The sequence below is a fragment of the Deferrisoma camini S3R1 genome, assembly GCF_000526155.1.
Lineage (GTDB): Bacteria > Desulfobacterota > Deferrisomatia > Deferrisomatales > Deferrisomataceae > Deferrisoma > Deferrisoma camini.
The window spans coordinates 3,972,700-3,999,678 of sequence record NZ_JAFN01000001.1 but is presented as its reverse complement, the minus strand read 5'-3'; the positions used below and the strand labels follow the sequence as shown (position 1 = coordinate 3,999,678).

Annotated in this window: 22 protein-coding genes and 1 pseudogene; 12 read left to right on the top strand and 11 right to left on the bottom strand. The window is 70.6% G+C overall.

From position 1 onward, the window contains the following. Positions 1-515 precede the first annotated feature (515 nt). Together DEFCA_RS0117625 and DEFCA_RS0117620 are read right to left on the bottom strand one after the other, a co-directional pair. Positions 516-1,556, bottom strand: coding sequence for a transglutaminase-like domain-containing protein (locus DEFCA_RS0117625; RefSeq protein WP_025324320.1), 1,041 nt, complete (start codon positions 1,554-1,556; stop codon positions 516-518). 170 nt (positions 1,557-1,726) lie between these two features. After that, a complete protein-coding gene (locus DEFCA_RS0117620) occupies positions 1,727-2,380 on the bottom strand; it encodes a hypothetical protein (protein WP_025324319.1) in 654 nt (217 codons plus the stop codon). A 311-nt stretch (positions 2,381-2,691) separates the two neighbouring features. On the opposite strand from DEFCA_RS0117620, the gene DEFCA_RS0117615 reads away from it, so the two are divergent. The 12 genes and pseudogenes from DEFCA_RS0117615 (at position 2,692) to DEFCA_RS0117560 (ending at position 15,449) form a co-directional block, all read left to right on the top strand. Further along, the gene (locus tag DEFCA_RS0117615) at positions 2,692-4,698 is read left to right on the top strand and encodes an aldehyde ferredoxin oxidoreductase family protein (protein ID WP_025324318.1); all 2,007 of its coding nucleotides are present in this window, start codon (positions 2,692-2,694) and stop codon (positions 4,696-4,698) included. A gap of 24 nt (positions 4,699-4,722) precedes the next feature. Further along, on the top strand, positions 4,723-5,280 hold the full coding sequence (locus DEFCA_RS0117610) for a 4Fe-4S dicluster domain-containing protein (RefSeq protein ID WP_025324317.1): 558 nt from the start codon (positions 4,723-4,725) through the stop codon (positions 5,278-5,280). A 33-nt stretch (positions 5,281-5,313) separates the two neighbouring features. Beyond that, on the top strand, positions 5,314-6,465 hold the full coding sequence (locus DEFCA_RS0117605; RefSeq protein WP_025324316.1) for a (Fe-S)-binding protein: 1,152 nt from the start codon (positions 5,314-5,316) through the stop codon (positions 6,463-6,465). 98 nt (positions 6,466-6,563) lie between these two features. Beyond that, the gene (locus DEFCA_RS0117595) at positions 6,564-9,653 is read left to right on the top strand and encodes a CoB--CoM heterodisulfide reductase iron-sulfur subunit A family protein (RefSeq protein WP_169709636.1); all 3,090 of its coding nucleotides are present in this window, start codon (positions 6,564-6,566) and stop codon (positions 9,651-9,653) included. 145 nt (positions 9,654-9,798) lie between these two features. After that, a pseudogene (locus tag DEFCA_RS24450) lies at positions 9,799-10,116 on the top strand (hydrogenase iron-sulfur subunit); the annotation flags it as partial. Positions 10,117-10,212: 96 nt separating this feature from the next. Next, a complete protein-coding gene (locus DEFCA_RS24595) occupies positions 10,213-10,503 on the top strand; it encodes a helix-turn-helix domain-containing protein (protein WP_342672967.1) in 291 nt (96 codons plus the stop codon). Positions 10,504-10,775: 272 nt separating this feature from the next. After that, positions 10,776-11,228, top strand: coding sequence for a complex I 24 kDa subunit family protein (locus DEFCA_RS0117585; RefSeq protein WP_025324312.1), 453 nt, complete (start codon positions 10,776-10,778; stop codon positions 11,226-11,228). Positions 11,229-11,236: 8 nt separating this feature from the next. Then, positions 11,237-13,156: an NADH-ubiquinone oxidoreductase-F iron-sulfur binding region domain-containing protein gene (locus DEFCA_RS0117580; RefSeq protein WP_025324311.1), complete on the top strand. Its 1,920-nt coding sequence runs from the start codon at positions 11,237-11,239 to the stop codon at positions 13,154-13,156. Between the two features lie 237 nt (positions 13,157-13,393). Next, positions 13,394-13,996, top strand: coding sequence for a 2Fe-2S iron-sulfur cluster-binding protein (locus tag DEFCA_RS0117575; protein ID WP_029734321.1), 603 nt, complete (start codon positions 13,394-13,396; stop codon positions 13,994-13,996). A gap of 7 nt (positions 13,997-14,003) precedes the next feature. After that, positions 14,004-14,243, top strand: a complete 240-nt coding sequence (locus DEFCA_RS19860; RefSeq protein WP_245693504.1) for a type II toxin-antitoxin system Phd/YefM family antitoxin — start codon at positions 14,004-14,006, stop codon at positions 14,241-14,243. After that, on the top strand, positions 14,240-14,620 hold the full coding sequence (locus tag DEFCA_RS0117565) for a PIN domain-containing protein (protein WP_025324309.1): 381 nt from the start codon (positions 14,240-14,242) through the stop codon (positions 14,618-14,620). The genes DEFCA_RS19860 and DEFCA_RS0117565 overlap by 4 nt, the downstream gene beginning before the upstream one ends. Positions 14,621-14,672: 52 nt before the next feature. Continuing rightward, positions 14,673-15,449, top strand: a complete 777-nt coding sequence (locus DEFCA_RS0117560; protein ID WP_025324308.1) for an enoyl-CoA hydratase/isomerase family protein — start codon at positions 14,673-14,675, stop codon at positions 15,447-15,449. Positions 15,450-15,557: 108 nt separating this feature from the next. Here the strand turns inward: DEFCA_RS0117560 and DEFCA_RS0117555 are convergent, their stop codons facing one another. The 9 genes from DEFCA_RS0117555 to murC all read right to left on the bottom strand — a co-directional run bounded on the left by DEFCA_RS0117555 (position 15,558) and on the right by murC (position 26,841). Further along, on the bottom strand, positions 15,558-17,438 hold the full coding sequence (locus DEFCA_RS0117555; protein WP_025324307.1) for a potassium transporter Kup: 1,881 nt from the start codon (positions 17,436-17,438) through the stop codon (positions 15,558-15,560). Positions 17,439-17,591: 153 nt separating this feature from the next. Further along, positions 17,592-18,197 (bottom strand): flavodoxin family protein, encoded by a 606-nt coding sequence (locus tag DEFCA_RS0117550; protein WP_025324306.1) that lies wholly within the window; start codon positions 18,195-18,197, stop codon positions 17,592-17,594. 261 nt (positions 18,198-18,458) lie between these two features. Continuing rightward, the gene (locus DEFCA_RS0117545) at positions 18,459-20,033 is read right to left on the bottom strand and encodes a B12-binding domain-containing radical SAM protein (RefSeq protein ID WP_025324305.1); all 1,575 of its coding nucleotides are present in this window, start codon (positions 20,031-20,033) and stop codon (positions 18,459-18,461) included. A 336-nt stretch (positions 20,034-20,369) separates the two neighbouring features. After that, on the bottom strand, positions 20,370-21,536 hold the full coding sequence (gene ftsZ / locus DEFCA_RS0117540; RefSeq protein WP_025324304.1) for a cell division protein FtsZ: 1,167 nt from the start codon (positions 21,534-21,536) through the stop codon (positions 20,370-20,372). Between the two features lie 41 nt (positions 21,537-21,577). Continuing rightward, entirely contained in the window at positions 21,578-22,813 is a 1,236-nt protein-coding gene (gene ftsA, locus DEFCA_RS0117535) for a cell division protein FtsA (RefSeq protein WP_025324303.1), read from the bottom strand. Further along, positions 22,810-23,586 (bottom strand): cell division protein FtsQ/DivIB, encoded by a 777-nt coding sequence (locus DEFCA_RS0117530; RefSeq protein WP_025324302.1) that lies wholly within the window; start codon positions 23,584-23,586, stop codon positions 22,810-22,812. The genes ftsA and DEFCA_RS0117530 overlap by 4 nt, the downstream gene beginning before the upstream one ends. A 7-nt stretch (positions 23,587-23,593) precedes the next feature. Then, a complete protein-coding gene (locus DEFCA_RS0117525; RefSeq protein ID WP_025324301.1) occupies positions 23,594-24,493 on the bottom strand; it encodes a D-alanine--D-alanine ligase in 900 nt (299 codons plus the stop codon). Between the two features lie 34 nt (positions 24,494-24,527). Continuing rightward, positions 24,528-25,463, bottom strand: a complete 936-nt coding sequence (gene murB, locus DEFCA_RS0117520) for a UDP-N-acetylmuramate dehydrogenase (RefSeq protein WP_025324300.1) — start codon at positions 25,461-25,463, stop codon at positions 24,528-24,530. After that, on the bottom strand, positions 25,441-26,841 hold the full coding sequence (gene murC / locus DEFCA_RS0117515; RefSeq protein ID WP_025324299.1) for a UDP-N-acetylmuramate--L-alanine ligase: 1,401 nt from the start codon (positions 26,839-26,841) through the stop codon (positions 25,441-25,443). Before murC ends, murB begins: the two co-directional genes overlap by 23 nt. Positions 26,842-26,979 lie beyond the last annotated feature (138 nt).

The window sequence follows — 26,979 nt, the reverse complement described above, 5'->3', positions numbered from 1 at the left end:
GGCGAGGACGGCACCGAAGGGGGCGCATTCATACCAAGTTGCATTCAAAGCTATGGTCCCCCTGCTCAGAGGGGCAAGGGACCTGCACCTCCACCTCCCGATCCGGAAAGCATGGTCTAGTCTCTAGTTTCTAGTGTTCCGTTTCGCAAAAACGTATGCGGATTGCGTGGGTGGGGCTGGGGGCTCCGACGAAGCGCGACGGCCGAGCAGCCCGGGCCGCCCGGCGCCAGGGGAGCGGCCGCGGCGCGTGCCCTCACGCGCCGCAGCGGACCGCGCCGAGGCGGCCCCTGCGAGGCCGTTCAGCGAAGGAGGGGCCCCCAGCCCCACCCCCTGGAAAAACCACGAGATTTCGGAAACGCTGCACTAGTCTCTAGCCGCCCCCCTGGGGCCCCGAGGGGCGGCCGGAACACCACGCCCCGCCCCTGGGAGTTCTTGGCCTTCAAGCCCCCTAGCCTTCTAACTTTCCAGCTTTTGCGCCGCCCAGCGGGCCGAAGGCCCCCTACCGACGACCGCCGTCAGTTCTCTCCCTGTTCGTAGCGGATCTCGTAGCGGAACGTCTTGGGATCGAGCCAGTCGACGGCCTTCCCCCCCACCTCGGCGTAGGGGTACATGAGGTAGTTCAGCGGCCCCCCTTGTTGGGGAGGGTTCAGAACCACGTCCCGGCCCACGGCCAGCCGCACCCGGTAGGGGTCGGCCCCGCCCCAGTAGTACTCCATCAGGTCCTCGGGCACCGGATCCTCGCGGCCAAGGCCGCGCTTCAGCATCATCTTGCGCACGTCGGCCGGGTCCACCACCACCCACCCATACCCGGGCAGGTAGAACTCGGCCCAGCAGTGCTGCCAGGTGGTCACGTCCTGGCCGTCCTCCCGGCCGAGCCGGGTGCCGAGCACGTGCCGGGCCGGCACCCCGGCGGCCCGGGCCAGGGCCACGAACACCGACGAGATGTCGGCGCACTTCCCGCCGGGGTCCTCCTCCAGCAGCCGGCACACGTCCCCCGCCCCGCACCCGCGGGTCTTGGGGTTGCGGTACGTGTTGCGGCACGTCCACTCGTACACCGCCCGGGCTTTCTGGAGCACCGTGGTCTTGCCCGCGACGATCCGCTTGGCGGTCTCGGCCACCACCCCCGAGGTGCGCACCAGCGCCGAGGGCCGCAGCCACAGCGCGAAGTCCCTGGGGTTCCAAGGGGCGTCGGGCGCATCCAGGGCCGGGAGGTCCTTCTGGGCCACCTCGATCCGGTCCACCCGGAACGAGAACGTGAGCCGGCGGCTCCTCGCCCCGGCCGGCCACACCGCGTGGAGCATGGGGGTGGAGTACACCCGGTCGGTCACCACCTCGGCATTGGCGTAGTCTCCCTCGACCCGCACGTCGGTCACGTACTGCCGGCCGTCCGACACCGGGTACGGCACCCACAGGTGGGTGGTCTTCTCGGCCGGGTGGTCCGACAGGTCGAACGTCATCACCAGCCGGCCCGAGACCTCGGGCGGATACCCCGCCCCGGCCGATCCCGCCAGGCCCAAGATCACCGCCGCTGCCACGAAGTACGCGATCCGCTTCACGATTCTCCTCCCATCGGGTTCCCAGGGCATCCTCCGGCCGGCCGCCCCGCCTGCCGGGACCGGCGCCGACCCGCCGGGGCAACACACCTACCACCCCCTCGCCCCGAAAGACCAATCGGTTCTTCGAACCCCCGACGCGGATCGCATCGGCAAACGCGATACCTGGGCGATCACTTCGGCGCGGCGGCCGCCTCGCGCCACCGGCGGATCACGGCCGAGACGAGATCGGCCATCAGGACCTCGGCGGGAGCGTCCGCCGGACCGGCCGCGGCCGTGGCCTGGAGCACGGTGCGGCCGGGGGGCGACCGGACGCACTCGATCCGCAGCCCCACCCTGGCCCGGGTGCGGCGCTCGGGGGGCAGGTCCGCCCACGCCCCGCTGCCGGCCGGGGCCAGGACCTGGGGCCGGCGGGTCGTCGTCTCCCACCACTCGGTGAGCCGGGCCGAGCAGGCCAGACCCCCGTCTGGGCCGGGCGGGGAGGTCGTGGATCCCGCTCCCTCGACCCGGAATCCCTGCTTCGCCCACGCTCTGCGCACCACCGGATCGGCCTCGGCCCCGCTTCCCGGCCGGCCAGGCGCGTCCGCCACGGCACCCAGCCGCACCTCGGCCCCCGAAGGAAACGGCCCGTACGCGTACAGCGAGATCCGGGGCCCGGCGGCGGCCCGCGGAGGCGCGGCCGCCCGTGCCCGAGCGAGGCCCAGGATCAGGGCGGCGATCACGAGCAAGGCCGTCCCACGGCTCCGGCCCCCTTTCCGCCGGGCCCTCTCCCCGGCCCACCGCGGCCGAAACGGGACGGGAATGGGTTCGAACCGGTTGGGTCCCATGCGGATCCTCCTCCCGAAGCCCCTCCTTTCCTCAGGAGGCCCCGGCCCTTCCGATCACTCTTCACCCGGGAACCGGTCAACTTCTACCGCTTCCCGCACGTCCTCCCCGCATCCTCACACCACACTCCGGCCGCCCTGCCGAGCCGCGGGGCCCGGCATAGTCCTTGCAGCCATGCGGCAACGTTTCTTCACACGCGATCCACGGCCCGGCCCCCACCGCCCGCCGGGCCATGCGGATCCGCCGCGGGGCCCGGGTCGGGAGGCTCCCGGCGCGCCCAAGGCATCGATCCCGACTCGAACAAGGGGAAACCATGAGGTACGCGGAAACCGGAGTCAACCTGGAGATCGACCTGTCCAGCGGGAACATCGAGAAGGTGGTCACCGACCCCGAGGATACCCGGCTGTACCTGGGCGGGCTGGGCACCAACGCGAAGATCCTGTGGGACCGGGTGCCGCCCGAGGTGGAGCCGTTCTCCGAGGACAACCTTCTGATCTTCAGCGCCGGGCTGCTGTGCGGCACCCCGGCCATCGGGTGCAACCGCACCATCGTCTCGACCATCTCCCCCCAGACCCGGCTCATGGCCTTCTCGATGATGGGCGGGTTCTGGGCGCCGGAGCTCAAGTACGCCGGGTACGACAAGGTGATCCTCAGGGGCAAGGCCCCGGACCTGGTGTACATCTGGATCCACAACGACAAGGTGGAGATCCGCGACGCCCGGCACCTGGCCGGCAAGGGCGCCATCGAGACCGCCGAGATCATCAAGAAGGAGCTGAACGAGCCCAGGGCCCAGGTGTCGGCCATCGGCCTGGCCGGGGAGAACCGGGTCTACTTCGCCTCCATTGAGCAGGGCCGGTCCAGCGCCAGCCGCCAGGGCCTCGGCGCGGTCATGGGCGACAAGCGGGTCAAGGCGATCGCGGTGCGCGGCACGGGCGACATCAGCGTGGCCCGGCCCGACGAGTTCATCCGGCTGTGCGACGAGGTGATGGACTATATCAAGTGGCGCGCCGCCAACCCCATCAAGGGGGTCATGCCGATCCTGGCGGGCCTGGGCTCCCCCCAGGAGATGGCGATCCACGACGAGAAGTGGCACACCGAGAACTTCATGTGGGGCAACTCCCGGGTCCGGCGCAAGGGCTTCTGGACCGAGGAGATCGAGAAGCAGTGGACCGAGACCATGGAGAAGGCCCGCAAGCGGCTGATCAGCTGCTACAACTGCCCCATGAAGTGCGGGGCCACCCTCAGCCTGCCCGGCACGCCCACTTACATGATGAAGTGCTTCTCCAAGCTCACCTACACGATGGCGGCCTTCTCGGACCTGGAGTTCGGGCTGCGGATCGCCCAGCGGGCCACCGAGTACGGGGTGGACGGGTTCTCCACTCCCCAGGTCATGGCGTTCGCCGTGGAGCTCTACGAGAACGGGATCCTCACCGACGAGGACATGCCAGGGTTCCCCCAGGACAACGAGGAGCGCTTTTACTGGCTCCTGGACCGGATCGTGCGGCGCGAGGGCATCGGAGACGTGCTGGCCGACGGCACCTACTGGGCCGCGAAGCGGATCGGCAAGGGGGCGGAGGCCTACGCCCACAACACCATCAAGAAGCACGAGCAGCTCCCGCTCAAGCTCTCGATGCTCAACCCCATCTACTTCCTGATGTACAGCACGGGGGAGAAGATCAACATCACCCAGATCGAGGGCCAGTTCCCCCAGGCCCCTTTCCCCACCCGGGAGCAGCGCGAGGAGTTCGTGAAGGACTGGTTCCAGGTGCCGGACGACCGGTTCAAGCAGTACTTCGTGGACTGGGAGCCCCGGGGCAAGAACTCGATCCCCTACTACCCCACCCCCCAGATGTGCTGCGACATCGTGGACTGGCAGGAGATGATGCACTACATCGACGACGCCCTGGGCATGTGCGCCGGGCTGTCGTCGTTCCCCCTGAAGCCCCCGTACCACATCCACAACTACCCCAAGATCATCTCGGCCGGAGCCGGGTTCGAGATGGACGAGGACACGCTCAAACAGGCGGCCCGGCGCTACCGCACCCTGGTGCGGGCCAACAACATCCGCCGGGGCATGCGCCGCAAGGACGAGAAGCCCCCCGAGAACCATTGGAAGCACCGGTTCCCCGAGCTGGAGAAGGAGCTCCTGGACACCTACTACAAGTTCAAGGGGTGGAACGAGGACGGCATCCCCACGAAGGAGACCCTGGAGGCCCTGGGCCTGGACTACGTGGCCCAGGAGTTCCTGGAGCGGGGAATCCTCAAGGAGGAGGACGCCTCCGGGGCCCAGCCCAAGACCGAGCAGACGCCGGCAGAGTGATCGAACCGGAGAGGTGGTTCCGACATGCCTGAGAAGACGAAAAAGACCAAGATCATCAAGCGCATCCACGTGGATGCGGACAAGTGCAACGGCTGCCGGGCCTGCGAGATGATCTGCTCGGCGTTCCACGCGTCGCCCAAGTACAGCACGAACAACCCGGCACGGGCCCGCATCCGGGTGATCACGGATCCCCTGCGGGACATCTACCTGCCGGTGTACGCCGGCGAGTACACCCCGGCCGAGTGCATGGGCCGCAACACCTACACCCTGGAGGGCAAGTTCTACGACGAGTGCGCCTTCTGCCGGGCGGCCTGCCCCTCCCGGGCCGACTTCAAGGAGCCCGACTCGGGGCTCCCGCTCAAGTGCGACATGTGCGAGAGCGTGCCCGAGGTGGACGAGCCCCTGTGCGTGAAGTGGTGCCTCGTGGACGCCCTGACCTACGAAGAGGTGGAGGTCGAGGTGGACGAGGCGGAGGAGGAGCCGCGGCCCGAGGAGGTGGAGCTGGGGCTCGAGTCGCTCGTGGACCGGTTCGGCATGGACAAGGTGCTCGAGACCGTGGCCCGGCTCGCCAAAAAGGACTGATCCGGCCCGTCCCGCCGTGACGAGGGGTGTCCCGTGGAGAACGTAGCCGACTACAAAGAGATCGCCGAGCTGATCGAAGGCGCCGGCGGCGAGGCGTTCCGACGCTGCTTCCAGTGCGGCATGTGCGACGTGGTGTGCCCGTGGAACCGGGTGCGCCGGTTCAGCATGCGAAAGATCGTGCGCCAGGCCGCGTTCGGCATGACCGAGATCGAGAACGAGGAGATCTGGCGCTGCACCACCTGCGGCCGGTGCCCCCAGCGCTGCCCCCGGGACGTGCGCCAGATCGACTCGGGGATGGCCCTGCGGCGGATCGCCACGGAGTACGGGGTGTTCCCCGAGAACGTGCGGCCCGTGCGGGGGGTGAGCGGCAACCTGAGCACCCAGGGCAACCCCTTCGGGGAGCCCCGGGAGGCCCGGGGGGCCTGGGCCGAGGCCCTGGGCGTGCGGCCGTTCTCCGAGGAGATGGAGATCCTCTACTTCGCCGGCTGCTACTTCAGCTACGACAGCCGGCTGAAGAAGGTGGCCGCGGCCACGGCCGAGATCCTCCAGCGGGCCGGGGTGGAGTTCGGCATCCTGGGCGAGGCCGAGAGCTGCTGCGGCGAGAGCATCCGAAAGGCGGGCGACGAGGAGGCGTTCAAAAAGCTGGCCCGGCAGAACATCAAGGCGTTCATCGACCGGGGGGTGCGCCGGGTGCTCGTGTCGTCGCCCCACTGCTACCACACCTTCAAGAACGAGTACCCCGAGTTCATGGTCCACTTCGAGGTGGTCCACATGAGCCAGTTCCTGCTCGACCTGATCGAGCGGGGCCGGCTCGAGCTCACCCGCGAGGTCCCCCTGAAGGTCACCTTTCACGACCCCTGCTACCTGGGCCGCCACAACGGGCTCTACGACGAGCCCCGCGAGGTCCTCCGGCGCGTGCCCGGGGTGGAGCTCGTGGAGATGGCCGACAACCGGGAGGACAGCCTGTGCTGCGGCGGGGGCGGGGGCCGGATCTGGATGGACACCCCCAAGGGCGAGAGGTTCTCGGACCTGCGGGTGGCCCAGGCCCTGGACGCGGGGGCCCGGGTGCTCGCCACGTCGTGCCCCTACTGCATCTCCAACTTCGAGGACAGCCGGCTCGCCCTCAAGGGCGACGACGCGCTCAGGGTCATGGACCTCACCGAGATCGTGAGGGAGGCCCTGTAGGCCCCGGTCCCGGAGACCGGCATCCCCGGGGGAGGAGGACGTCTGCCCCGGGGCGACTCGTCACCAACACGCACTAGACCCGGAACGAGGCGGAGGACATGGCGAAGGAACTGGTGGACCGACTGCAGGCGGAAGGGGTGTTCAGGAAGCTCGGAGACGGCGAGTTCGGCGACGTGCTGGTGGTGGGAGGCGGCGTCAGCGGCATCCAGGCCGCGCTCGACCTCAGCTCCGCCGGGTTCAAGGTGTACCTGGTGGAGTCGGGCCCCTCCATCGGCGGCCACATGGCGCAGTTGGACAAGACGTTCCCCACCAACGAATGCTCCATGTGAATTCTCTCGCCCAAACTGGTCGAGGTCGGCCGGCAGCCAAACATCGAGGTCCTCACCTACACCGAGGTGGAAAACGTCCGGGGCGAGGCCGGAAACTTCCGGGTCGTCCTGAAGAAGAAGCCCCGGTACGTCATCGAGGATAAGTGCACCGGGTGCACGGTGTGCGTGGAGTACTGCCCCGTGCAGTACCCGGACCCGTTCAACCAGGAGATCTCCCTCAACAAGGCCATCCACGTCTACTTCTCGCAGGCCGTTCCGCTCATCACGTACATCGACGAGAGCTGCCTGTACCTGAAAGAGAAGAAGTGCGGCATCTGCTCGGCCGTGTGCAAGGCCGGAGCGATCGACTTCACCCAGTCCGAGGAGACCCGGGAGGTCCGGGTGGGGGCGGTGATCCTCTCGCCCGGGTTCGAGCCCTACGATCCGAAGCTGCTCCGGGAGTACCGGTACGGCGAGTTCGCCAACGTCGTGACCAGCATGGACTACGAGCGGCTCATGAGCGCCACCGGGCCGTTCCAGGGCCAGATCCTGCGCCGGTCCGACCTGAGGCACCCCCGCCGGGTGGCGTGGCTCCAGTGCGTGGGCTCCCGCCAGGTGCGCGAGGGCGCCAACAGCTACTGCTCGGCCGTGTGCTGCACCTACACCCAGAAGCAGGTGCTCCTGACCAAGGAGCACGACGACGGGGTCGAGTGCACGGTGTTCCACAACGACATCCGGGCCTACGGCAAGGACTTCGAGACCTACTTCCAGCGCGCCGAGGCCCTGCCCGGGGTCCGGTTCATCCGCAGCTACGCATCGATCGTGCGGGAGGACCCCGAGACCAAGAACGTGACCGTGCGCTACAGCACCCCGGACGAGGGCGTCAAGGAGGAGGAGTTCGACCTGGTGGTGCTGTCGGTGGGGCTCACCCCGCCGGCCGACGTGGAGCGGCTCGCCGAGACCTTCGGCGTGGACCTCAACGACCACGGGTTCGTGCAGGCATCCCCCTCGAACCCGGTGGAGACGAGCCGGCCCGGGGTGTTCGTGAGCGGCGCGTTCCAGGGCCCCACCGACATCCCCGAGTCGGTGTTCAGCGCCAGCGCGGCCGGGTCCCAGTGCGGCCGGCTCCTGGACCGGCGGCGCGGCAAGCTGGCCACGGAGCGGCGCTACCCCCTGGAGCGGGACACCTCGGCCGAGGAGCTTCGCATCGGCGTGTTCGTGTGCCACTGCGGGGCCAACATCGGCCGGATCGTGAACGTGCCCTCGGTGGTGGAGGAGGTGCGCAAGCTCCCCCACGTGGTGTTCGCGGACGAGCAGCTCTTCTCGTGCGCCACCAACTCGGCCCAGGACATCACCAAGGTGATCCAGGAGCAGCGCCTCAACCGGGTGGTGGTGGCGGCGTGCTCCCCCCGGACCCTGGAGCCGCTGTTCCGCGACACCCTGAAGGAGGCCGGCCTCAACCAGTATTACCTGGAGATGGCCAACATCCGGGAGCACTGCTCCTGGGTGCACGCCAAGGAGAAGGACCGGGCCACCCCCAAGGCCCTGGACCTGGTGCGCATGGCCGTGGCCCGGGCCGCCCGGCTCGAGCCGCTGCAGGAGTTCGACCTGTCGGTCACCAAGGCGGCCCTGGTGGTGGGCGGCGGCGTGGCCGGCATGACCGCGGCCCTGCACATCGCCGAGCAGGGCCACCCCGTGTACCTGGTGGAGCGCGAGCGGGAGCTCGGGGGCACGGCGAGCCGGCTCCAGCACACGCTCGAGGGCCTGGACGTGCAGGCGTTCGTGCGGGACCTGGTGTGGAAGGTGTACCGCCACCCCCTGGTCCACGTGCTCACCGGCGCCAAGGTCACCGACGCGTGGGGCTACGTGGGCAACTTCGTGACCCGGGTCGAGGTGCGGGGCCGGGTGCGCGACCTCCACCACGGGGCCACGGTCATCGCCACGGGCGCGGCCGAGCACCGCCCCACCGAGTACCTCTACGGCCAGGACGAGCGGGTGATGACCCACCTGGAGCTGGAGGAGGCCCTGGCCCGGGACGACGAGCGGCTGCTGGGGGCCGGCAGCGTGGCGATGATCCAGTGCGTGGGCTGCCGCAACGAAGAGCGCAACTACTGCGCCCGGGTGTGCTGCAACCACGCCGTGAAGAACGCCCTCAGGCTCAAGGAGGTCAACCCTGCCGCGGACGTGTACGTGCTGTTCCGCGACATGCGCACCTACGGCCTTCGGGAGGACGCCTACCGGGAGGCCTCGGGCAAGGGCGTCACGTTCATCCGGTACGTGCCCGAGGCCCGGCCCGAGGTGGCGGCCGTGGAGGAAGGGGGCCGCAAGGTCTTGCGGGTCCGGGTGACCGACCCGATCCTCGGGAAGGAGCTCGCCATCGACGCCGACGTGGTGTCCCTGGCCGCGGCCGCGGTGCCCCGCGAGGACAACCCCCAGGTGGCCCAGATGTTCCAGGTGGCCCTGGGCCCGGACGGGTTCTTCAAGGAGGCCCACGTCAAGCTCCGGCCCGTGGACTTCGCCACCGACGGCGTGTACCTGTGCGGAGCCGCCCAGTACCCGAAGCATCTGGCCGAGACGATCAGCCAGGCCCAGGGCGCGGCCGGCCGGGTGGTGGCCCTGCTGTCCCACGACACGGTGGTGGCCTCGGGCGCGGTGTGCGTGGTGGACGAGGACAAGTGCGTCTCGTGCGGCCAGTGCGTGGCGGCGTGCTCCTACGGCGCGGTGGAGCTGGGCGCCAACGGCCGAGCCGAGGTCAACCCGGTGCTGTGCAAGGGCGACGGCCTGTGCAACGTGGTCTGCCCCACCGGCGCGATCTCGCTCAAGCACTTCACCGACGACGAGTTCGAGGGCCAGATCGACGCCGCCCTGGCCGGCGGGTGACCGACGATCGGTGACGAGTGACGGGTGACGGGTGACCGACGACTGACGACCGACGACCGATTCCACAAGGAGGACGAACATGGCTCAGGAGTATCAAGCGAAGATCCTGGGTTTCGTCTGCCACTGGTGAGGCTACGGGTCTGCGGACCTAGCCGGAGTTTCCAGGCTACAGTACAAGGCTGACATTCGGCTCGTGCGGGTGATGTGCACGGGACGCGTGGACCTCGGGTTCGTGCTCCGGGCGTTCTCCAAGAGCGCGGACGGGGTGTTCATCGTGGGGTGCCGCCTCGGCGAGTGCAACTACACCACCCACGGGAACTTCCACGCGCTGCGGCTCACCCACCTCTGCAAGCGGCTCCTCGAGCGCCTGGGCCTCGACCCGCGGCGGATCGGGATCGAGTTCCTCTCCAGCGGCGAGGGCGCGCGGTTCGCCGAGGCCACCGACGCCTTCACCGCGCAGGTCCGCGAGCTGGGCCCCCTGGGCCGGAGCGAGGGGCTCGACCCGGACCGCCTGCGCAACGGCCTCGACGCCCTGGAGTCGATCGTGCCGTACCTGCGGATGATCCTGGCGGAGAAGCTCAACCCGGGGCTGCCGTCCCCGGAGGCCTACGAGGCGTTCTTCGCGCACCACGACGTGGACCGGGTCATCGACGAGGCGGTGGTGGAGAAGTGGATCATGGCCCGGGTGGCCCTGCTCCTTCGCGCCTCGCCGCTCGCCACGGCAGAGATCGCGGAGCGCCTGGGCCTGAGCCCCTCCGAGGCGTCCCGGTACCTGGCCGCGGCAGTGGCCCGGGGGGTGATCCGGTACGACCTCTCCCAGAAGCGGTACGCACTGGGATCCGTCGGTTGAGCAACCCGGCAGCAAACCGGGCGCGTTTTTCCCGAGACGGGGCGAGGGACCTGCCTCCGGCCGGCCAGAGGCCAGAAACTAGAGACAAGAAACTAGAGACTAGACCATACCCCGATTATTTGGCGGGCCCGAGAGCCGCCCGGCTGCCTAGCAGCCTGGCCGCCCAGCGGGGCGAAGGCCCCGCATCACGCTCTCCGGCAGGCCCCTCGCCCTCCCGAGCAGGGAGGGGATCGCGACGGTTTCACCGCCGGCTTAACAGGGTGGACGACGACATGGACATCGCACGGGTGGATCAGATCATCGACCGGTACGGAGCGGACGAGAGCTACCTCATCCAGGTGCTCCTGGACATCCAGACCGAGAACAACTGGCTTCCGCAGGAGGCCCTCGAGCGGGTCGCCGAACGGCTCCGGGTGCCCCTGTCGCGGATCCTCCACATCGCCACGTTCTACAAGGCGTTCAGCACGGTTCCCAAGGGCCGGCACCGCATCCACGTGTGCATGGGCACGGCCTGCCACGTGCGGGGAGCCCAGCGGGTGCTCGACGCGGTGCAGGAGGCCACCGGCATCAAGCCGGGCGAGACCGACCTGGAGCTCAAGTTCAGCCTCGAGACGGTCAACTGCCTGGGCTGCTGCGCCCTCGGCCCGGTCATGGAGATCGACGGCAAGACCTACGGGAAGATGACCCCTGCCGAAACGGCGGAGGCCCTTCGGAACCACGACTGAGGGAAACCATGGAACGCCTGCACTCCCCGGCCGAACTGGAAGCGTTCCGGAAGGCCGTTCTCGCCGACCGGGCCCCGGACCAGCCGTGCATCACCCTGTGCGCCGGCTCCGCCTGCCACGCCTGCGGCTGCAACGACGTGGCCGAGGCCGTCCGGGTGGAGCTCGCAAAGCAGGGCCTGGCCGACCGGGTCCACCTGCGCCTGACCGGGTGCCACGGGTTCTGCGAGCGGGGCCCGATCCTCGTGATCCAGCCCGAGTCGGTCTGCTACTTCCAGCTCACGGCCGCCGACGTGCCCGAGATCATCGAGAAGACCGTCAAGGCCGGCGAACGGGTCGAGAGGCTGCTGTACGTGGACCCGGACTCGGGCGACCCCCTCGCCCGGGAGGACGAGATCCCCTTCTACAAGCACCAGCAGCGCATCGTGTTCGGGTCGAACGGGAGCATCGACCCCAAGAGCATCGAGGACTACGTGGCCATCGGCGGGTACTCGGCCCTGGCCAAGGCCCTCTCGGAGATGACCCCGGAGCAGGTGCTCGACGAGGTCAAGCGGGCCAACCTGCGGGGCCGGGGGGGCGGCGGGTTCCCGGCCGGGATCAAGTGGGAGGGCACCCGCAACGCCCCCGACCCGGTCAAGTACGTGGTGGTCAACGCGGACGAGGGCGACCCCGGCGCGTACATGGACCGGAGCCTCTTGGAGGGCAACCCCCACGCCGTGCTCGAGGGCCTGATCCTGGGCGCCTACGCGGTGGGGGCCCACGAGGGGTACGTGTACGTGCGTCAGGAGTACCCCCTGGCCGTGGAGAACGTGACCCTGGCCATCCAGAAGGCCGAGGAGCTGGGGCTCCTGGGCGACGACATCCTGGGGTCGGGGTTCTCGTTCCGGGTGAAGGTGCACCGGGGCGCGGGCGCGTTCGTGTGCGGCGAGTCCACCGCGCTCATGACCGCCCTCGAGGGCCGGGTGGGCGAGCCCCGGCCCAAGTACATCCGCTCCAACGTGCGGGGGCTGTGGAACCGGCCCACCGTGCTCAACAACGTGGAGACCTGGGCCAACGTGCCCCTGATCATCCAGAACGGCGCCGACTGGTTCACCCGCATCGGCACCGAGACGAGCTCGGGCACCAAGATCTTCTCGATCGTGGGCAAGATCACCAACACCGGCCTGGTCGAGGTGCCCATGGGCATGCCCCTGCGGGACATCGTCTACAAGATCGGGGGCGGCATCCCGGGCGGCAAGAGGCTCAAGGCCGTGCAGACCGGCGGCCCCTCGGGCGGGTGCCTGCCCGAGCACATGCTCGACCTGCCCGTGGGGTTCGACGAGCTGACCCAGGCCGGCTCGATGATGGGCTCGGGCGGCATGATCGTCATGGACGAGGACACCTGCATGGTGGACGTCGCCCGGTACTTCATCGAGTTCCTCACCGACGAGTCGTGCGGCAAGTGCGTGCCCTGCCGCGAGGGCCTGCGCCAGATGCTCGCCGTGCTCACCCGCATCTGCCGGGGCGAGGGCAGAGATGGCGACCTGGAGATCCTGGAGGACCTGTCGGTGGTGGCCAAGGAGGCGGCCCTGTGCGGGCTGGGCAAGAGCGCGCCCAACCCCTTCCTGAGCACCCTGCGCTACTTCCGGGACGAGTACGAGGCCCACATCCGCGAGAATCGCTGCCCGGCGCTCTCCTGCAAGGACCTCATCGCCTTCCACATCGATCCCGACAGGTGCCGGGCCTGCGGCCGGTGCCGCCGCAAGTGCCCGGCAGAGGCGATCTCGGGCGCGAAGAACGTGATCCACCAGATCGACCAGGACCTGTGCACCAAGTGCGGAACCTGCCTGGAGGTGTGCCCTGATCGGTTCGGCGCCGTGCGCAAGATCTCCGGAGAGCCGGTCCCCCCGCCGTTGCCGGAGGACCAGCGGACCGTGCGTGCAAGAGGCTAGTGTAGCGTTTCCGAAATTCCGTGGTTTTCCCAGGGGGTGGGGCTGGGGGCCCCTCCTTCGCTGAACGGCCTCGCAGGGGCCGCCTCGGCGCGGTCCGCTGCGGCGCGTGAGGGCACGCGCCGCGGCCGCTCCCCTGGCGCCGGGCGGCCCGGGCTGCTCGGCCGTCGCGCTTCGTCGGAGCCCCCAGCCCCACCGACGCAATCCGCATACGTTTTTGCGAAACGGAGCACTAGGGACATGAGCGAAGTTCGCCTGCAGATCGACGGCCAGGAGGTCGCGGCGCCGGAGGGCGCGACCGTGCTCGAGGCGGCCCAGGGCGCCGGGATCCCGATCCCCACCCTGTGCCACCACGAGAAGCTCGAGCCCTTCGGGAGCTGTCGGTTGTGCACCGTGGAGGTGGAGCGCGGCGGCCGCAAGCAGCACGTGGTCTCGTGCGTCTACCCCGTGGCCGAGGGCCTGACCGTGCGCACCCGCACCCCCGAGATCGAGCGGATCCGGCGGGTGATCCTGGAGCTGTACCTGGCCCACGCCCCCGAGGCTCCCCGGCTCAAGGCCCTGGCCGAGGAGTACGGAGCGGACAAGGACCGGTTCGACAAGGAGTCGTCCTTCTGCATCCACTGCGGCCTGTGCGTGCGCTACTGCGCCGAGGTCAAGAAGAAGCACGCCGTGGGCTTCATCAACCGGGGCACGAAGAAGGAGATCGCCTTCGTCCCGGACATCGCGGCCCGGGAGTGCTGGAAGTGCAAGGAGTGCTTCCCCCTGTGCCCCACCTCCTGGCTCCAGGCCGCTTACGTGCTGGTGGAGGGGATCCTGTTCCCGCGGGAGGAGCAGCAGGCCTGAGGGCCGCGTGAAGCGGCGCCGTTTGACAGCGGCGCCCCTGGCGGATAGTTTCGTCTCCATGCAAACCGTACCGATCGAACGACTCAAAGACCGGCTGGGCGAATACATCCGGATCGCGGGCGGCGGTGAGATCGTGCTCGTCACCGAAGAGGACCGTGTGGTGGCCGAGCTCGGTCCCCCGCGTAGGCCCGTCGCCCCTCTGTCAGAGATCATGGAAGAGCTGGCCCAAGACCGGAACGACCCGTGATCTATCTTGACACCTCGGTGGCCCTGGCACACCTCCTCGCCGAGAACCGCTACCCACCCCGCCGACTCTGGTCCGAGCCCCTCATCTCGAGCCGCCTCTCGGAGTACGAAATCTGGAACCGCATCCACGCCCGCGGGTTGACCGACACTCACCGGGAGAACGTGGCTGCGCTCCTAGCCCGGATCGCCACGCTCGAACTCGCACCGGTCGTGCTAGCCCGGGCGCTGGAACCCTTCCCGATCCGCACCCTGGACGCCTTGCACCTTGCCTCCGTCGAGTTCCTTCGGAGCCGCGGACAGGACGTCCGGCTGGCCACGTACGATCACCGACAAGAGGACGTGGCTCGCCGCTTGGGCGTTTCGCTGTACCCGCTATGAGCGCCTGGAGCGTGGTGTTCCGCCAAGCAAGGTCCCCCACCAGGAGCCCGCCATGAGCAAGGTCCTCTACGAGAAGCGCGGCAGGATCGCCTACATCACCCTGAACCGCCCGGAGGTCCTCAACGCGGTGGACGACGAACTGGACGAGGCCCTCTGGGAAGCGTGGGCCGACTTCGGCTCCGACGACGCCGTGGACGTGGCCATCGTGACCGGCGCGGGCAAGGCGTTTTGCGCCGGGGCGGACCTGAAGACCTGGCTCCCCAAGTGGGCCCACGCCAACATGATGGACCTGCGCCGGAACGTGGGGCGGGGGTTCGGGGGTGGAATCACGCGGGGCCAGCACCGGATCTACAAACCCATCATCGCGGCCGTGAACGGGTACGCCGTGGGCGGCGGCTTCGAAATCGCCCTGGCGTGCGACTTCCGGATCGCGGCCGAGTCCGCCCGGTTCGCCTCGTTCGAGGTGCGCCGGGGCCTGCACCAGGGCGACGGGGGAATCGTCCGGCTGGTGGCGATCGCCGGCCTGGCGGTGGCGTTGGACCTCGCCCTGACCGGTCGGGAGGTGAGCGCCGAGGAGGCGTACCGGCTGGGGCTGGTCAACCGGGTCGTGCCGGACGATCGGCTGATGGATGCCGCCGAGGAGCTCGCCGACCAGCTGCTGGAGAACAGCCAACAGGCCATCCGCTCCGCCAAGGAGACCATCCTGGACGTGGTGGGCCGCTCCCTGGACGATGCGCTGCGCCTGGAGACCCTGAACGCGTACTCCAGCGTGGGCGACTTCTCAGAGGTTCACAAGAGGCTCCAGGAGTTCTACGACCGAAAGCGCTGAGGCCCAACGCGACCCGCCGCCGGATTCTCCCGCCAAGATCCTGGGGGAAAGCCCCTCCTGGGAACGCGCGGCAGCCCTCCGTTCCGGAGGTCAGGCACGGGTGGCCCCTCACAGCTGCACCTGGGCTCCGAGCTCCACCACGAGGTCCGGGGGCACGTGGAAGAAGCCCCGGGCCGGCTGGGCGTTGCGGGCCAGGAACTGAAAGAGCCTCTCCCGCCACACCGGCATGCCCGAGCGGTGGGACGCCAGGATCACCTCCCGCCCCAGGAAGAAGCTCGTCTCCTTGAGCGCGAACTCGAGGCCGTGATCTTTGGCCAACCGCAGCACGTGAGGCACGTGGGGGTCCTCCATGAACCCGTACCGGGCCATGATCCGGTAGAACCCGTCCCCCAGCCGCTCCACCTCCAGCCGGTCCTTCGGCGGCACCCGGGGGGTGTCCTCGGTGATCACCGTGAGCACCACCACCTCCTCGTGGAGCACCTTGTTGTGGCGGAGGTTGTGGACGAGGGCCGCCGGGGTGTAGCCCGGGTTCCCGGTCATGAACACGGCCCGGCCCGGCACCCGGATGCTCTCTTGCGCCTGGTCCGACGCGATGAACGACTCCAACGGCCTCGAGGTCTGGAGGAACCGACGGGCCAGGACCTCCCGCCCCTGCTTCCAGGTGGACAGGGTCAGGTACGCCGCCAGCCCGATGGCCAGGGGGAACCAGGCCCCGTGGGCCACCTTGCCCACGTTGGCCGCGAAGAACGAGGCGTCCACCGCGAGGAAGGCGGCCGCGGGAACGCCGGCGGCCAGGCGGCCCCAGCCCCACCGCTCGCGGGCCACCACGTAGAACAGGCAGGTCGTGATGAACATGGTGGTGGTGACGGCCACGCCGTACGCCGCAGCCAGGCGGCTCGACGAGCCGAACCCCAGCACCAGGGCGATGGTGCACACGGCGAGCAGCCGGTTCACGGGCGGGATGTACACCTGGCCGGCCGCCTCGGGGGAGGTGTGGCGGATCTCCAGCCGGGGGCAGTACCCGAGCTGAATGGCCTGCCGGGTCAACGAGAACGCCCCGGAGATCACCGCCTGGGAAGCGATGATCGTCGCGGCCGTGGCCAGGACCACCAGGGGCACCACCCCCCAGGCCGGCACCAGGGTGTAGAAGGGGTGATGGGCGGCCTCGGGGTTGCGAAGCACCGCCGCTCCCTGACCGAAGTAGTTGAGCACCAGCGCCGGAAAGACCACCGTGTACCAGGCCAGCCGGATCGGACGCCGGCCGAAGTGGCCGAGATCGGCGTACAGGGCCTCCGCCCCGGTCACCACCAGGAACACCGCCCCGAGCACCAGGAACCCCCGCAGGCCGGTCTCGGCCAGGAACACCGCCCCGTACATCGGGTTCAACGCCCGGAGCACGCCCGGATACGACGCGATGCTCCCGAGGCCGAGGGCCGCCAGCACCCCGAACCACACCAGGGTGACGGGGCCGAACACCATGCCCACCTGGCCCGTGCCCCGGTGCTGGAACCAGAACAGCCCCACCAGGATGGCCACGGTCAGGGGGATCACGAAGGGGCCCAGGGCGGGGGTCGCGACCTTCAGCCCCTCCACCGCGCTCATCACCGAGATGGCGGGGGTGATCATGCCGTCCCCGTACAGGAGCGACGCCCCGAACAGGGCCATGGTCACCAGGACCCGGCGGCCCCACCGGTGATCCCCGCGGGGAGGGGTGATCAGGGCGAGCAGGGCGATGATGCCCCCCTGCCCCCGGTTGTCGGCCCGCAGCACGAGGGCCAGGTACTTCACGCTGACGACCACGACCAGGGACCAGAACATGAGAGAGAGGACCCCGAGCACGTGGCCCGGGGTCGGGGCGAGGGAGTACTCGCCGTAGAAGCACTCCCGGAACGCGTACAGGGGGCTCGTGCCGATGTCGCCGTACACGACCCCCAGCGCGGCGAGCGTGAGCACCGCCAGGCGGCGGCCCGAAGGACGCGGCTCGTCCATCTCTCCTCCCTCCTTGCCCCGGCCCCGAGGGCTCCCGGTTCGAAAGCGACTCGGCATCAAGCTGCTCGGCGAGCCGTGACGGCTTCGGCGAGGCCGGCTCCCCAGCGCAGAACCGGCCGCCCCGAGAGCGCTCACTTTGGACACAACCCGGGATCAGCCGGTGGCCATCCTGTCGGCCAGCGCCCGGGCCCTGCGGCCGATCTTGGGGGAAAGCTCCACCTCCCGTTCGGTGACCCCGCCGACCCACAGGGCGCCCACGGGTTTCGCCCCCAGGTAGCGCGACACCGTTTTCAACGATCGGAGCGTTCCGTTGAGATACCTGCCGATCAGCGCCGGCGCGCCGCTGGATGCGACCAGCACCGACCTCTTGCTCCTCGTCTTGTCCCTCAGAACCGGAGCGTGGGTCCCCCAGGGCCAGCGGGCCAGGCAAACGCAGCGCTCGATGAACCGCTGGGTCAGGGCGTTGACCCCGCCGGCGTTGGTGGGGGCGCCGAGGACCAGGAGGTCTGCCGAGCCGATCCGGTCGAGAAGGGGGCCCATGTCGTCCTGAACGACGCACCGCCCCCTCTCGGGCCCAGGGGGCTGGAGGCAGCTCCGGCAGTTCGTGCAGAACTCGATGTGGCAGTCCCGAAGGTACACGGTCCGGCAGGCCACGCCGTGCGTCTTTAGGCCGGACACCACCAGGGCCACGGCAGAGTCCACGGCTCCGCCCCTCCGGTAGCTCCCCACGAGCGCGATCGCGGTCTTTGCCGTGGTCACCTCATCCCCTTTCGGCCCCCGGCGAGACATCTCTTCTGATCGTACCAGGTTGCATCCAAACCTGTTGCCCCCCTGCCCAGAGGGGCAAGGGGCCTGCCGGAGAGCCGGGCGCGGCCGTGTCAGGGCCCAGAATTCAGAGGACAGTGGACAGAAGAATCGCAGGAGCGGTTTTCCCTGTCTCCTGTCCACCGAGCCCTGACCCCTGAAAGGCAGGTCCCTTGCCCCGTCCCGGATACGTATCCGATGGATGGCAACTTGGTATCATCCCCCACAGACCCCGCACACGGTACAGGTGCCGGGGCGGCAGGGCACGGGGGGCCTGCCGGCCAGGGCGGCCTCGCGCTCCCGGGCCAGGTGGGCCCGGTCGGGCACGCCTTCGACGAAGTCCCAGGGCAGGGGGCCGCCCGGGTCCCGGGGGGCGTCGAGCTCGCGCCGGGCCAAGGGCGTGCGCAGCACCGCGCGCCAGTCGCCGGAGCGCACCCCTTGCTCCAGGAGCTCGGCCACGTCCCGGCCACCCCGGCTCCACAGGGCCTGGAGCCGGGACCACTTGGGCGCCTCGGCCACGGCCCGCACCCCCCGGACCCTTCCGCACAGGGATTGAAGCCGCCGGATCCGGGCCCGCACGAGGGCCTCGGGGGCCACGGCCTCCCACTGGAGGGGGGTGTGGGGCTTGGGCACGAACGGGGCCACGCTGACCGTGACCTGACCCCGCCCCAGGGCGGACCGGGCCTTCTCGGCCAGCCGGGCCAGGGCGTCCACGTCCTCATCGGTCTCGGTGGGCAGCCCCACCATGGCGTAGATCCGTAGGTTGGGGATGCCGGCCTCCCCGGCGATCCGGGCGGCCTCCAGCAGGTGGTCCTCGGTGATCCGCTTGCCCAGCAGCGCCCGCAGCCGGGGGGTTCCCGCTTCCAGGGCCACGGTCAGCGTCTGGAGCCCGCCCCGGGCCAGGAGCTCGGCCGCCCGCGGGGTGAGGTTCTCGGCCCGAAACGAGCTCACCGTGAAGCCCGCGCCCGCCTCCAGGGCGGCCTCGGCCAGGTCCTCGAAGGCCGGATGATCGGATACGGCCGCACCCACCAGCCCCACGCGCCCGGCCTCGCGTGCGCCGGCCCGGATCCACGGAAGGAGACGCTCGGCCGGAAGGGGGCGGAACGGCCGGGTGGCGTAGCCGGCCGCGCAGAACCGGCAGGCGTGGGGGCACCCCCGGCTCACCTCGAGGAGGTAGGCTCCGCCGAACGGGTCCCCCTCCACCCGGAATCGGGTCCGGGCAGGGTCCCAGGGCACGGGGGCCCAGACCCGCCGCACCCCGGCGCCCGAGCCGGGGCCCTGGAGGGAGGGCACGTACACCCCGGGCAGCCCGGCACGGGCCAGCGAGGCCAGGAGGTCCTGCCGGGGCAGGGGGCGGTGGGTCTCCAGGAAGGACAGGAGCCCCTCCAGCCCGGCCTCGGCCTCCCCCAGGAACACGATGTCCGCGAACGGGGCCAGGGGCTCCGGGTTCAGGCTGGGGGCGATCCCGCCCACCACCACCAGGGGGGCGGCGTCCCCCCGCAGGGCCGCCCGCAAGGGGATCCCGCCGCCGGAGAGCAGCTCCAGGAACGCGGGGTAGTCGCCCTCGAACGACAGGCTGGCGGCCACCACGTCGTACTCGGCGAGCGCACGGTCCGCCTCCCGGGTGCGGGGGGTGTCTGCCGCCGCCCGGTGGCAGACCCACCCCTTTCGGCTCAGCAGCCCGTAGAGGCACTGGAACCCCAGGTTGGCCGCGGCCACGGCCAGGCGGTTCGGGTAGACCAAGGCGCACCGAACCGGCGCGTCCGGGCAGGGGGGGCGGGGGTTCCTCACCCCTGGGGCTCCGCGCGCGGCAGGGGGGGCATCATTCACCCGGCAACGAAGGGGGGGCGCCTCTCCGGAGGCGGGGCAAGGGACCTGCCTCCGGCCGGGCGCGAAGCCGGGCACTGAGATTCGCCGCGCAGGCACGAGACATCAGAGTTGGGTTCATCACGGTTCCGTGCAACGGGTACCACTTCGCGGTCCGCACGCAGCAGGCGCTGCGCGGCGACCGAGGGGGCCGCGGCCGCTCCCCTGGCGCCGGGCGGCCCGGGCTGCTCGGCCGTCGCGCTTCGGCGGAGCCCCCAGCCCCACCGAAGCAATCCGCATACGTTTTTGCGAAACGGAACGCTAGTCGGCCTGCCTCCGGAGGAACGTGGGGATGTCGAGCTCGCTCTCCATCTCGATGTCGCTGCCCACCACCCGGCTGACCCGCACGGCCGCGGCCGGCTCCTTGCGGCGCTGAAAGGCGGGCTTGTCGTAGTCCACGGGTTGGGCCTTCTCGGCCTTCACGGCGCGGACGGTCTCGATGTGGATCGGCTCCTGCTCGGCCTTGGCCTCCCCGAACCCGGTGGCGATCACGGTCACCTGGACCCGGTCGCCCATGGAGTCGTCGATCACCTGGCCGTAGATGATGTTGGCGTCCTCGTGGGCCGCCTCCTGGATCAGGGTGGCCGCCTCCACCACCTCGGCCAGACCCAGGTCCGAGGGGCCGGTGATGTTGATCAGCACACCCCGGGCCCCCTCGATGCTCACGTTGTCCAGCAGGGGGCTCGAGATCGCGTCCTGGGCCGCCATGACCGCCCGGTTCTCGCCGCTGCGCACCCCGCTGCCCATGAGCGCCATGCCCTTCTCGCTCATGACCGTGCGCACGTCGGCAAAGTCCACGTTGATGATGCCGGCCTGGGTGATCAGGTCGCTGATGCCCTGCACCGCCTGGCGCAGCACGTCGTCGGCCATGCGGAACGCGTCGAGGAACGAGGCCTGCTTGCCGGCGATGGACAGGAGCCGGTCGTTGGGGATGGTGACCAGGGTGTCCACCTCCTGGCGCAGCTCGTCCACGCCTTCGAGGGCCTGTCGCATCCGGCGCTTGCCCTCGAAGCCGAAGGGCTTGGTGACCACGCCCACGGTGAGCGCGCCGCACTCCTTGGCCACCCGGGCGATCACCGGGCTCGCGCCCGTGCCCGTGCCCCCGCCCATGCCGGCCGTGATGAACACCATGTCCGCACCGTCCAGGGCGTCGGCGATGGTGGCGGTGTCCTCCAGGGCGGCCTGGCGGCCCACCTCGGGGTTGGCGCCGGCCCCCAGCCCCCGGGTCAGACCGCTGCCCAGCTGCACCTTCATGGGCGCGAGGCTCGCGGCCAGGGCCTGGGCGTCGGTGTTGGCCGCGATGAAGTCCACGCCTTGGATCCCCGCGGCGATCATGGTGTTCACGGCGTTGCCGCCGCCGCCTCCCACCCCCACCACCTTGATGCGGGCCTGGAACGCAGGGGTCTCTTCGAGCTCGAACTTGGCCATGGGTCACCTCCTGGCTGGGGGACGCTACCTGGGAACGATGTTCAGAAAAAGTTGCGAAACCACGACTTCATCCGGCTGGCGATCTTGGCGAACAGGTTCTGGTCGTCGGAGTCCAGGGGACCCAACCCCTCGGTGCCCGCCCGGGCCGCGTACAGGACGAGCCCCACGCTGGTGGCGAACGCCGGGTCCCGCAGGCCGTCGGGCAGGCTCTCGGGCCCCTGGGGGTAGCCCCGCCGCACCGGCACCCCTCCGAACACCTGCTCGGCCATCTCCACGACCCCTTCGAGCAGGCTGCCCCCGCCGGTGAGCACCAGGCCCGAGGCCAGCCGGTCTTCCATGCCGGCCTTCTCCAGGTCCTGCTGCACCAGGGTCAGCAGCTCCTCCATGCGGGGCTCCACGATCTCGGCCAGAATCTTCCGGTTCATCACCCGGGGCCGGCGGCCGCCCACGCTCGGCACCTCCAGGGTCTCGTCCTTGCCCACCAGCGACGCCAGGGCGCAGCCGTGGCGTCGCTTGATCTTCTCGGCGTCGGCCACCGGGGTGCGCAGCCCCACGGCGATGTCGTTCGTCACGTGGGCCCCGCCCAGTGCCAGCACCGAGGAGTGGCGCACGGCGCCCTGGCTGACCACCAGGATGTCGGTGGTGCCGCCGCCCATGTCCACCAGGGCCACTCCGATCTCCCGCTCGTCCTCGGTGAGCACCGCCTCGGCGCTGGCCAGGGGCTCGAGCACGATGTCTGCCACCTGGAGCCCCGCCCGGTTGCAGCACTTCACGATGTTCTGGGCGCTGGTCACGGCGCCGGTGACCATGTGGACCCGGGCCTCCAGCCGCACGCCGCTCATGCCCAGGGGCTCGCGGATGCCGTCCTGGTCGTCCACGATGTACTCCTGGGGCAGGATGTGGATCACCTCCCGGTCCATGGGGATGGCCACGGCCCGGGCCGCGTCGAGCACCCGCCGGACGTCGGCCGGCCGCACCTCCCGATCCCTCAGGGGGATCACGCCGTGGCTGTTGAACCCCTGGATGTGCCCGCCGGCGATGCCGGCGAACACCTGACGGATCTCCCGGTCGGCCATGATCTCGGCCTCTTCCACGGCCTTGCGGATCGACTGGACCGTGGCCTCGATGTTGACCACCACCCCCTTGCGCAGGCCCTTGGAAGGGTGGGTGCCGAACCCGAGGACCCGGATGCCCTCGGCCGAGGTCTCGGCCACCACGGCGCAGATCTTGGTGGTGCCGATGTCCAGCCCGACGATCTGACGCGTGCCAGCCCTCACCGTCGGCCTCCCTTGCGATACGGCCCCTCGAGGCGGGCCACGATCCGGTCCTCGTAGTCCAGGTCCACGGTGCGGGCCCACTGCCCGGTGCGGGACAGGTGGCGGTCCAGCCGGGCCAGGCGCTCGAGCTTCTCCCCGAACCCCCCGAGCCCGAACCGCACCGCCCGTCGGTCGGTGTACACGGTGATGCCCTCCTCCGGGTCCACGTGGACCTCGCCCAGCTCCTCTCCGGCCAGCCCGCCCCCGAGCAGCCCCAGGAGCTCCAGCAGGGCCTGGCGCACCTCGCCTCGCCGGCGCAGCTGGGCGGGCGAGACGCCGGTGATCACCGGGTAGTCGTCCCCGGGCGCCACCGGAACGGGCACCACATGGCCCTCGGCCGTGAGGTAGGCCAGGCGGTCGGTGCGGATCAGGTACCGGGGCTCCCACTCGGTCACCACGATCCGCACGGTGCCGGGCACCTGGCGGATCACCCGGGCCTCCCGCACCCACGGCAGCCGCTCGGCGGCCCGCCGGATGCCGGCCACGTCGAGGCCGAACAGCGGGTCCCCGGGCTCTACGCCCACGGCCCGGCGGACCGCCTCGGGGTCGGTGCGCACCGTGCCCTCCACCCGAACCGTCGCCACCGGGAACACCGTGCCCGCGGTCCGGCGGAACCCGGCGTACAGGGCCACGGCCAGCGCCGCCCCGGCCGCCAGCCACACCAGGGTGACGGCCAGGGGAGCCAGGGCCGGTCGGGGGTTCGAGTTCTCCGCCGCGAAGGGCTCGTCTCTCACCGCTGCCTCACGCCTTCAGGGACGCCCCGGAGAGCATCCGTTCCACCAGGTCGTCGAACCCGATGCCTGCCGCGGCCGCGGCCTTGGGCAGCAGGCTCGTGGGCGTCATGCCCGGGATCGTGTTCACCTCGAGGACCCAGGGGTTGCCCTGGGGATCGAGCCGCAGGTCCACCCGGGCCGCACCCGAGCACCCCAGGACGGCGTAAGCCGCCCGGGCCACCTCCACCGAGCGGGAGGCCTCGGCCTCGGCCAGGGGCGCCGGGCACAGGTAGCGGGTGCGTCCGGCCGTGTACTTGGCCTCGTAGTCGTAGAACCCCGACTCCGGCACGATCTCCACCACGGGCAGCTCCAATTCGTCCAGGAGCCCCACCGTGAGCTCCCGCCCCTCGATGAACCCCTCGACCAGCACCGTGTCCTCGCACCCCCGGGCCGTGCGGAGGGCGGCCGGGACCTCGTCGGGGGTGCGGGCCACCCCGACCCCCAGGGTGGAGCCGCCCCGCGGGGGCTTGGCCACCAACGGGGTGAGGACCTCCACGGCCTCGGCCCCCCGGCCGGGGGGCAGCACCTGCCACGGCGGGGTGGGGATGCCGCAGGCCTCGAACACCCGCTTCGAGGCCACCTTGTCCATGGCCAGGGCGCTCGCCAGCACCCCGGACCCGGTGTAGGGGATGTCGAGCATCTCCAGCAGCCCCTGGACCGTGCCGTCCTCGCCCCACCGGCCGTGCAGCGCCACGAACGCGGCCTCGGGCCGAAGGCCCAGGAGCCGCTCCACCCAGTCGCCGACCGCGTCCACCTCGGTCACGTCGTGCCCCTTGCGCCGGAGGGCCTCGGCCACGGCCCGGCCCGTGCGCAGGCTCACCTCCCGCTCGTTGCTCCGTCCGCCCAGCAGCACCGCCACCCGGCTCATCGGGGCTCCTTTCGGCAAGCCGGCTGCCGCCCGCTCACTCCTGCACCCGCAGCTTCCCCTTGGCCCACTCCCCCACGATCCGGACCTCGGGCTCCAGCTTGATCCGGTGCTTCACGTACACCCGCTCCTGGATCATGCCGATCAGGGCCACCACCTGGCTGGCGGTGGCCATGCCGGCGTTCACGATGAAGTTCGCGTGGATCCGCGAAACCTCGGCATCGCCCACCCGGACCCCCTTGAGGGCGCACGCCTCGATCAGGCGGGCCGCCTTGGCGCCGGCGGGGTTTTTGAACACGCTGCCGGCGCTGGGCTCCTGCAGCGGCTGGGACTCCTTCCGCCGGGCGTAGAGCTCCCGGGCCCGCTCCTTCACCGCCTCGGGCTCGGCCGGCTCCCCCTCCAACACGGCGGCCACGATCACGCAGCCGGGGGGCAGGTCCAGGCCCCGGTACCGGAACCGAAGCTCCGAACGGCCGAGCACCTCCACCCCGCCGCCCGGGGTCAGGACCTCCAGCTCCACCACCCGATCGGCGATCTCGGTGTCCCACGCCCCGGCGTTCATGGCGAGGGCCCCTCCCACCGACCCCGGGATGCCCACCAGGGGCTCGAACCCGGTGATCCCCCGGTCCACGGTCCACCGGACCATCCGCCGGACGGCCACCCCGGCCTCCACCCGGAACGACGCCCCCTCCCGGGCTTCCAGGCCCCGGAACCCTTCGGTCAGGCAGATCACGGCGCCCCGGATGCCGCCGTCCCGGACCACCAGGTTGGACCCGTTCCCCAGGACGAAGTAGGGGAGGCCCCGTTGGGTCAGGAACGAGACCAGGGTCGCCAGATCCTCCTGGTCCTCGGGGTACACCAGCAGGTCGGCCGGTCCCCCCACCCGGAGGGTGGTCAGGCGGTCCATGGGCGCGTTCAGAACCACCCGCCCCCGGACGCGCTCTTGGATCTCATCCAGCGCTGTTCTCGCCATGGGTGTCTCCTTCTGCCAACCGCGCAACGATCCGCGCGCCCACGCCCCCGATGCTGCCGGCCCCCAGGGTCACCACCAGGTCCCCGGGCCGGGCCCGTTCCACCACGGCGTCGGGTACGGCGTCCAACGGCCCCACGAACGCCGCGTCCCGGTGGCCGTGGGTCCGCAGCCCCTCGGCCAGGGCCCCTGCGGTGACCCCCTCCACGGGGTCCTCGCCGGCCGGGTAGATGTCGGTCACGAGCACGGTGTCCGCGTCGTAGAAGCACGTGGCGAATCGGTCCATCAGGTCGGCCGTGCGGGAGTACCGATGGGGCTGGAACACGGCCACGACCCGCCGGCCGTACGCCTCCTTGAGGGCGGCCAGCACGGCCTGAATCTCGGTGGGGTGGTGGCCGTAGTCGTCCACCACGATCACCCCTCCGGCCTCGCCCACCACCTGGCTGCGGCGCTCCACCCCTTCGAAGGCGCACAGGGCGCGGCATGCCAGCCCCGGATCCACCCCCAGCTCGTCGGCCACCGCCACCGCGGCCAGGGCGTTGCGTACGTTGTGGACGCCGGGCACGGCCAGGTCCACCCGGCCCACGGCCGCACCCCGCACCACCACCTCGAACCGGGTCCGCGCGCCGGTGGTGCTCACGTCGCGGGCCCGCACCTCGGCCTGGGCCGACAGGCCGTAGGCGATCACCCGCTTGCGCACGGCCGGCAGCACCTCCTGCACCCGGGGGTCGTCGAGGCACAGGACCACGGCCCCGTAGAACGGCACCTTGTTGGCGAAGTCCACGAACGCCTGCTCGAGGGCCTGTTCGCTGCCATAGTGGTTCATGTGTTCCCGGTCGATGTTCGTGATGACCGCCACCGTGGGCACCAGGGTGAGGAAGCTGCCGTCGCTCTCATCCGCCTCGGCCACCAGGAACTCGCCCCGGCCGAGCACGGCGTTGGTGCCCACGCCCCGTAGCCGGCCGCCCACCACCACCGTGGGGTCCAGCCCGGCCTCGCTCAGCACGGCCCCCACCATGGAGGTGGTGGTGGTCTTTCCGTGGGCCCCGGCCACGGCCACGGCGTACTTCATGCGCATGAGCTCGGCCAGCATCTCGGCCCGGGGGATCACCGGCACGCCCCGGCGGTGGGCCTCGACCACCTCCGGGTTGTCGGGCCCCACCGCCGACGAGGTCACCACCACGGTGGCGTCGCCCACGTGCTCGGCCGCGTGGCCCTGATGGATCCGGGCCCCGAGGCCGGCGAGGCGCCGGGTGATCGGGGTGTCCCGCAGGTCGGACCCGCTCACCGGGTAGCCCAGGTTCAGCAGCACCTCGGCGATGCCGCTCATCCCGATGCCTCCGATCCCCACGAAATGGATGCGATGGTCTTTGCGGTACACGCGTTTCCTCGCTAGGCGGCTGGGCGGCTAGGCAGCTGGGCGGCCTCGAGCCCCCCCGCCGCGTTCCACGTCCAAACCGCATCCGACAACATGGTTTCCTCGCTTCAGCCCCCGAAACCGGTTCGTTCCGGTCCGCCG

Bases quoted from the DNA above. Each gene is read 5' to 3' on its own strand.
- DEFCA_RS0117620 (WP_025324319.1), bottom strand. From the start codon at position 2,380: ATGGGACCCAACCGGTTCGAACCCATTCCCGTCCCGTTTCGGCCGCGG.
- DEFCA_RS0117615 (WP_025324318.1), top strand. From the start codon at position 2,692: ATGAGGTACGCGGAAACCGGAGTCAACCTGGAGATCGACCTGTCCAGC.
- DEFCA_RS0117610 (WP_025324317.1), top strand. From the start codon at position 4,723: ATGCCTGAGAAGACGAAAAAGACCAAGATCATCAAGCGCATCCACGTG.
- DEFCA_RS24595 (WP_342672967.1), top strand. From the start codon at position 10,213: ATGATCCTGGCGGAGAAGCTCAACCCGGGGCTGCCGTCCCCGGAGGCC.
- DEFCA_RS0117585 (WP_025324312.1), top strand. From the start codon at position 10,776: ATGGACATCGCACGGGTGGATCAGATCATCGACCGGTACGGAGCGGAC.
- DEFCA_RS0117580 (WP_025324311.1), top strand. From the start codon at position 11,237: ATGGAACGCCTGCACTCCCCGGCCGAACTGGAAGCGTTCCGGAAGGCC.
- DEFCA_RS0117575 (WP_029734321.1), top strand. From the start codon at position 13,394: ATGAGCGAAGTTCGCCTGCAGATCGACGGCCAGGAGGTCGCGGCGCCG.
- DEFCA_RS0117560 (WP_025324308.1), top strand. From the start codon at position 14,673: ATGAGCAAGGTCCTCTACGAGAAGCGCGGCAGGATCGCCTACATCACC.
- DEFCA_RS0117555 (WP_025324307.1), bottom strand. From the start codon at position 17,438: ATGGACGAGCCGCGTCCTTCGGGCCGCCGCCTGGCGGTGCTCACGCTC.
- ftsZ (WP_025324304.1), bottom strand. From the start codon at position 21,536: ATGGCCAAGTTCGAGCTCGAAGAGACCCCTGCGTTCCAGGCCCGCATC.
- DEFCA_RS0117525 (WP_025324301.1), bottom strand. From the start codon at position 24,493: ATGAGCCGGGTGGCGGTGCTGCTGGGCGGACGGAGCAACGAGCGGGAG.
- murB (WP_025324300.1), bottom strand. From the start codon at position 25,463: ATGGCGAGAACAGCGCTGGATGAGATCCAAGAGCGCGTCCGGGGGCGG.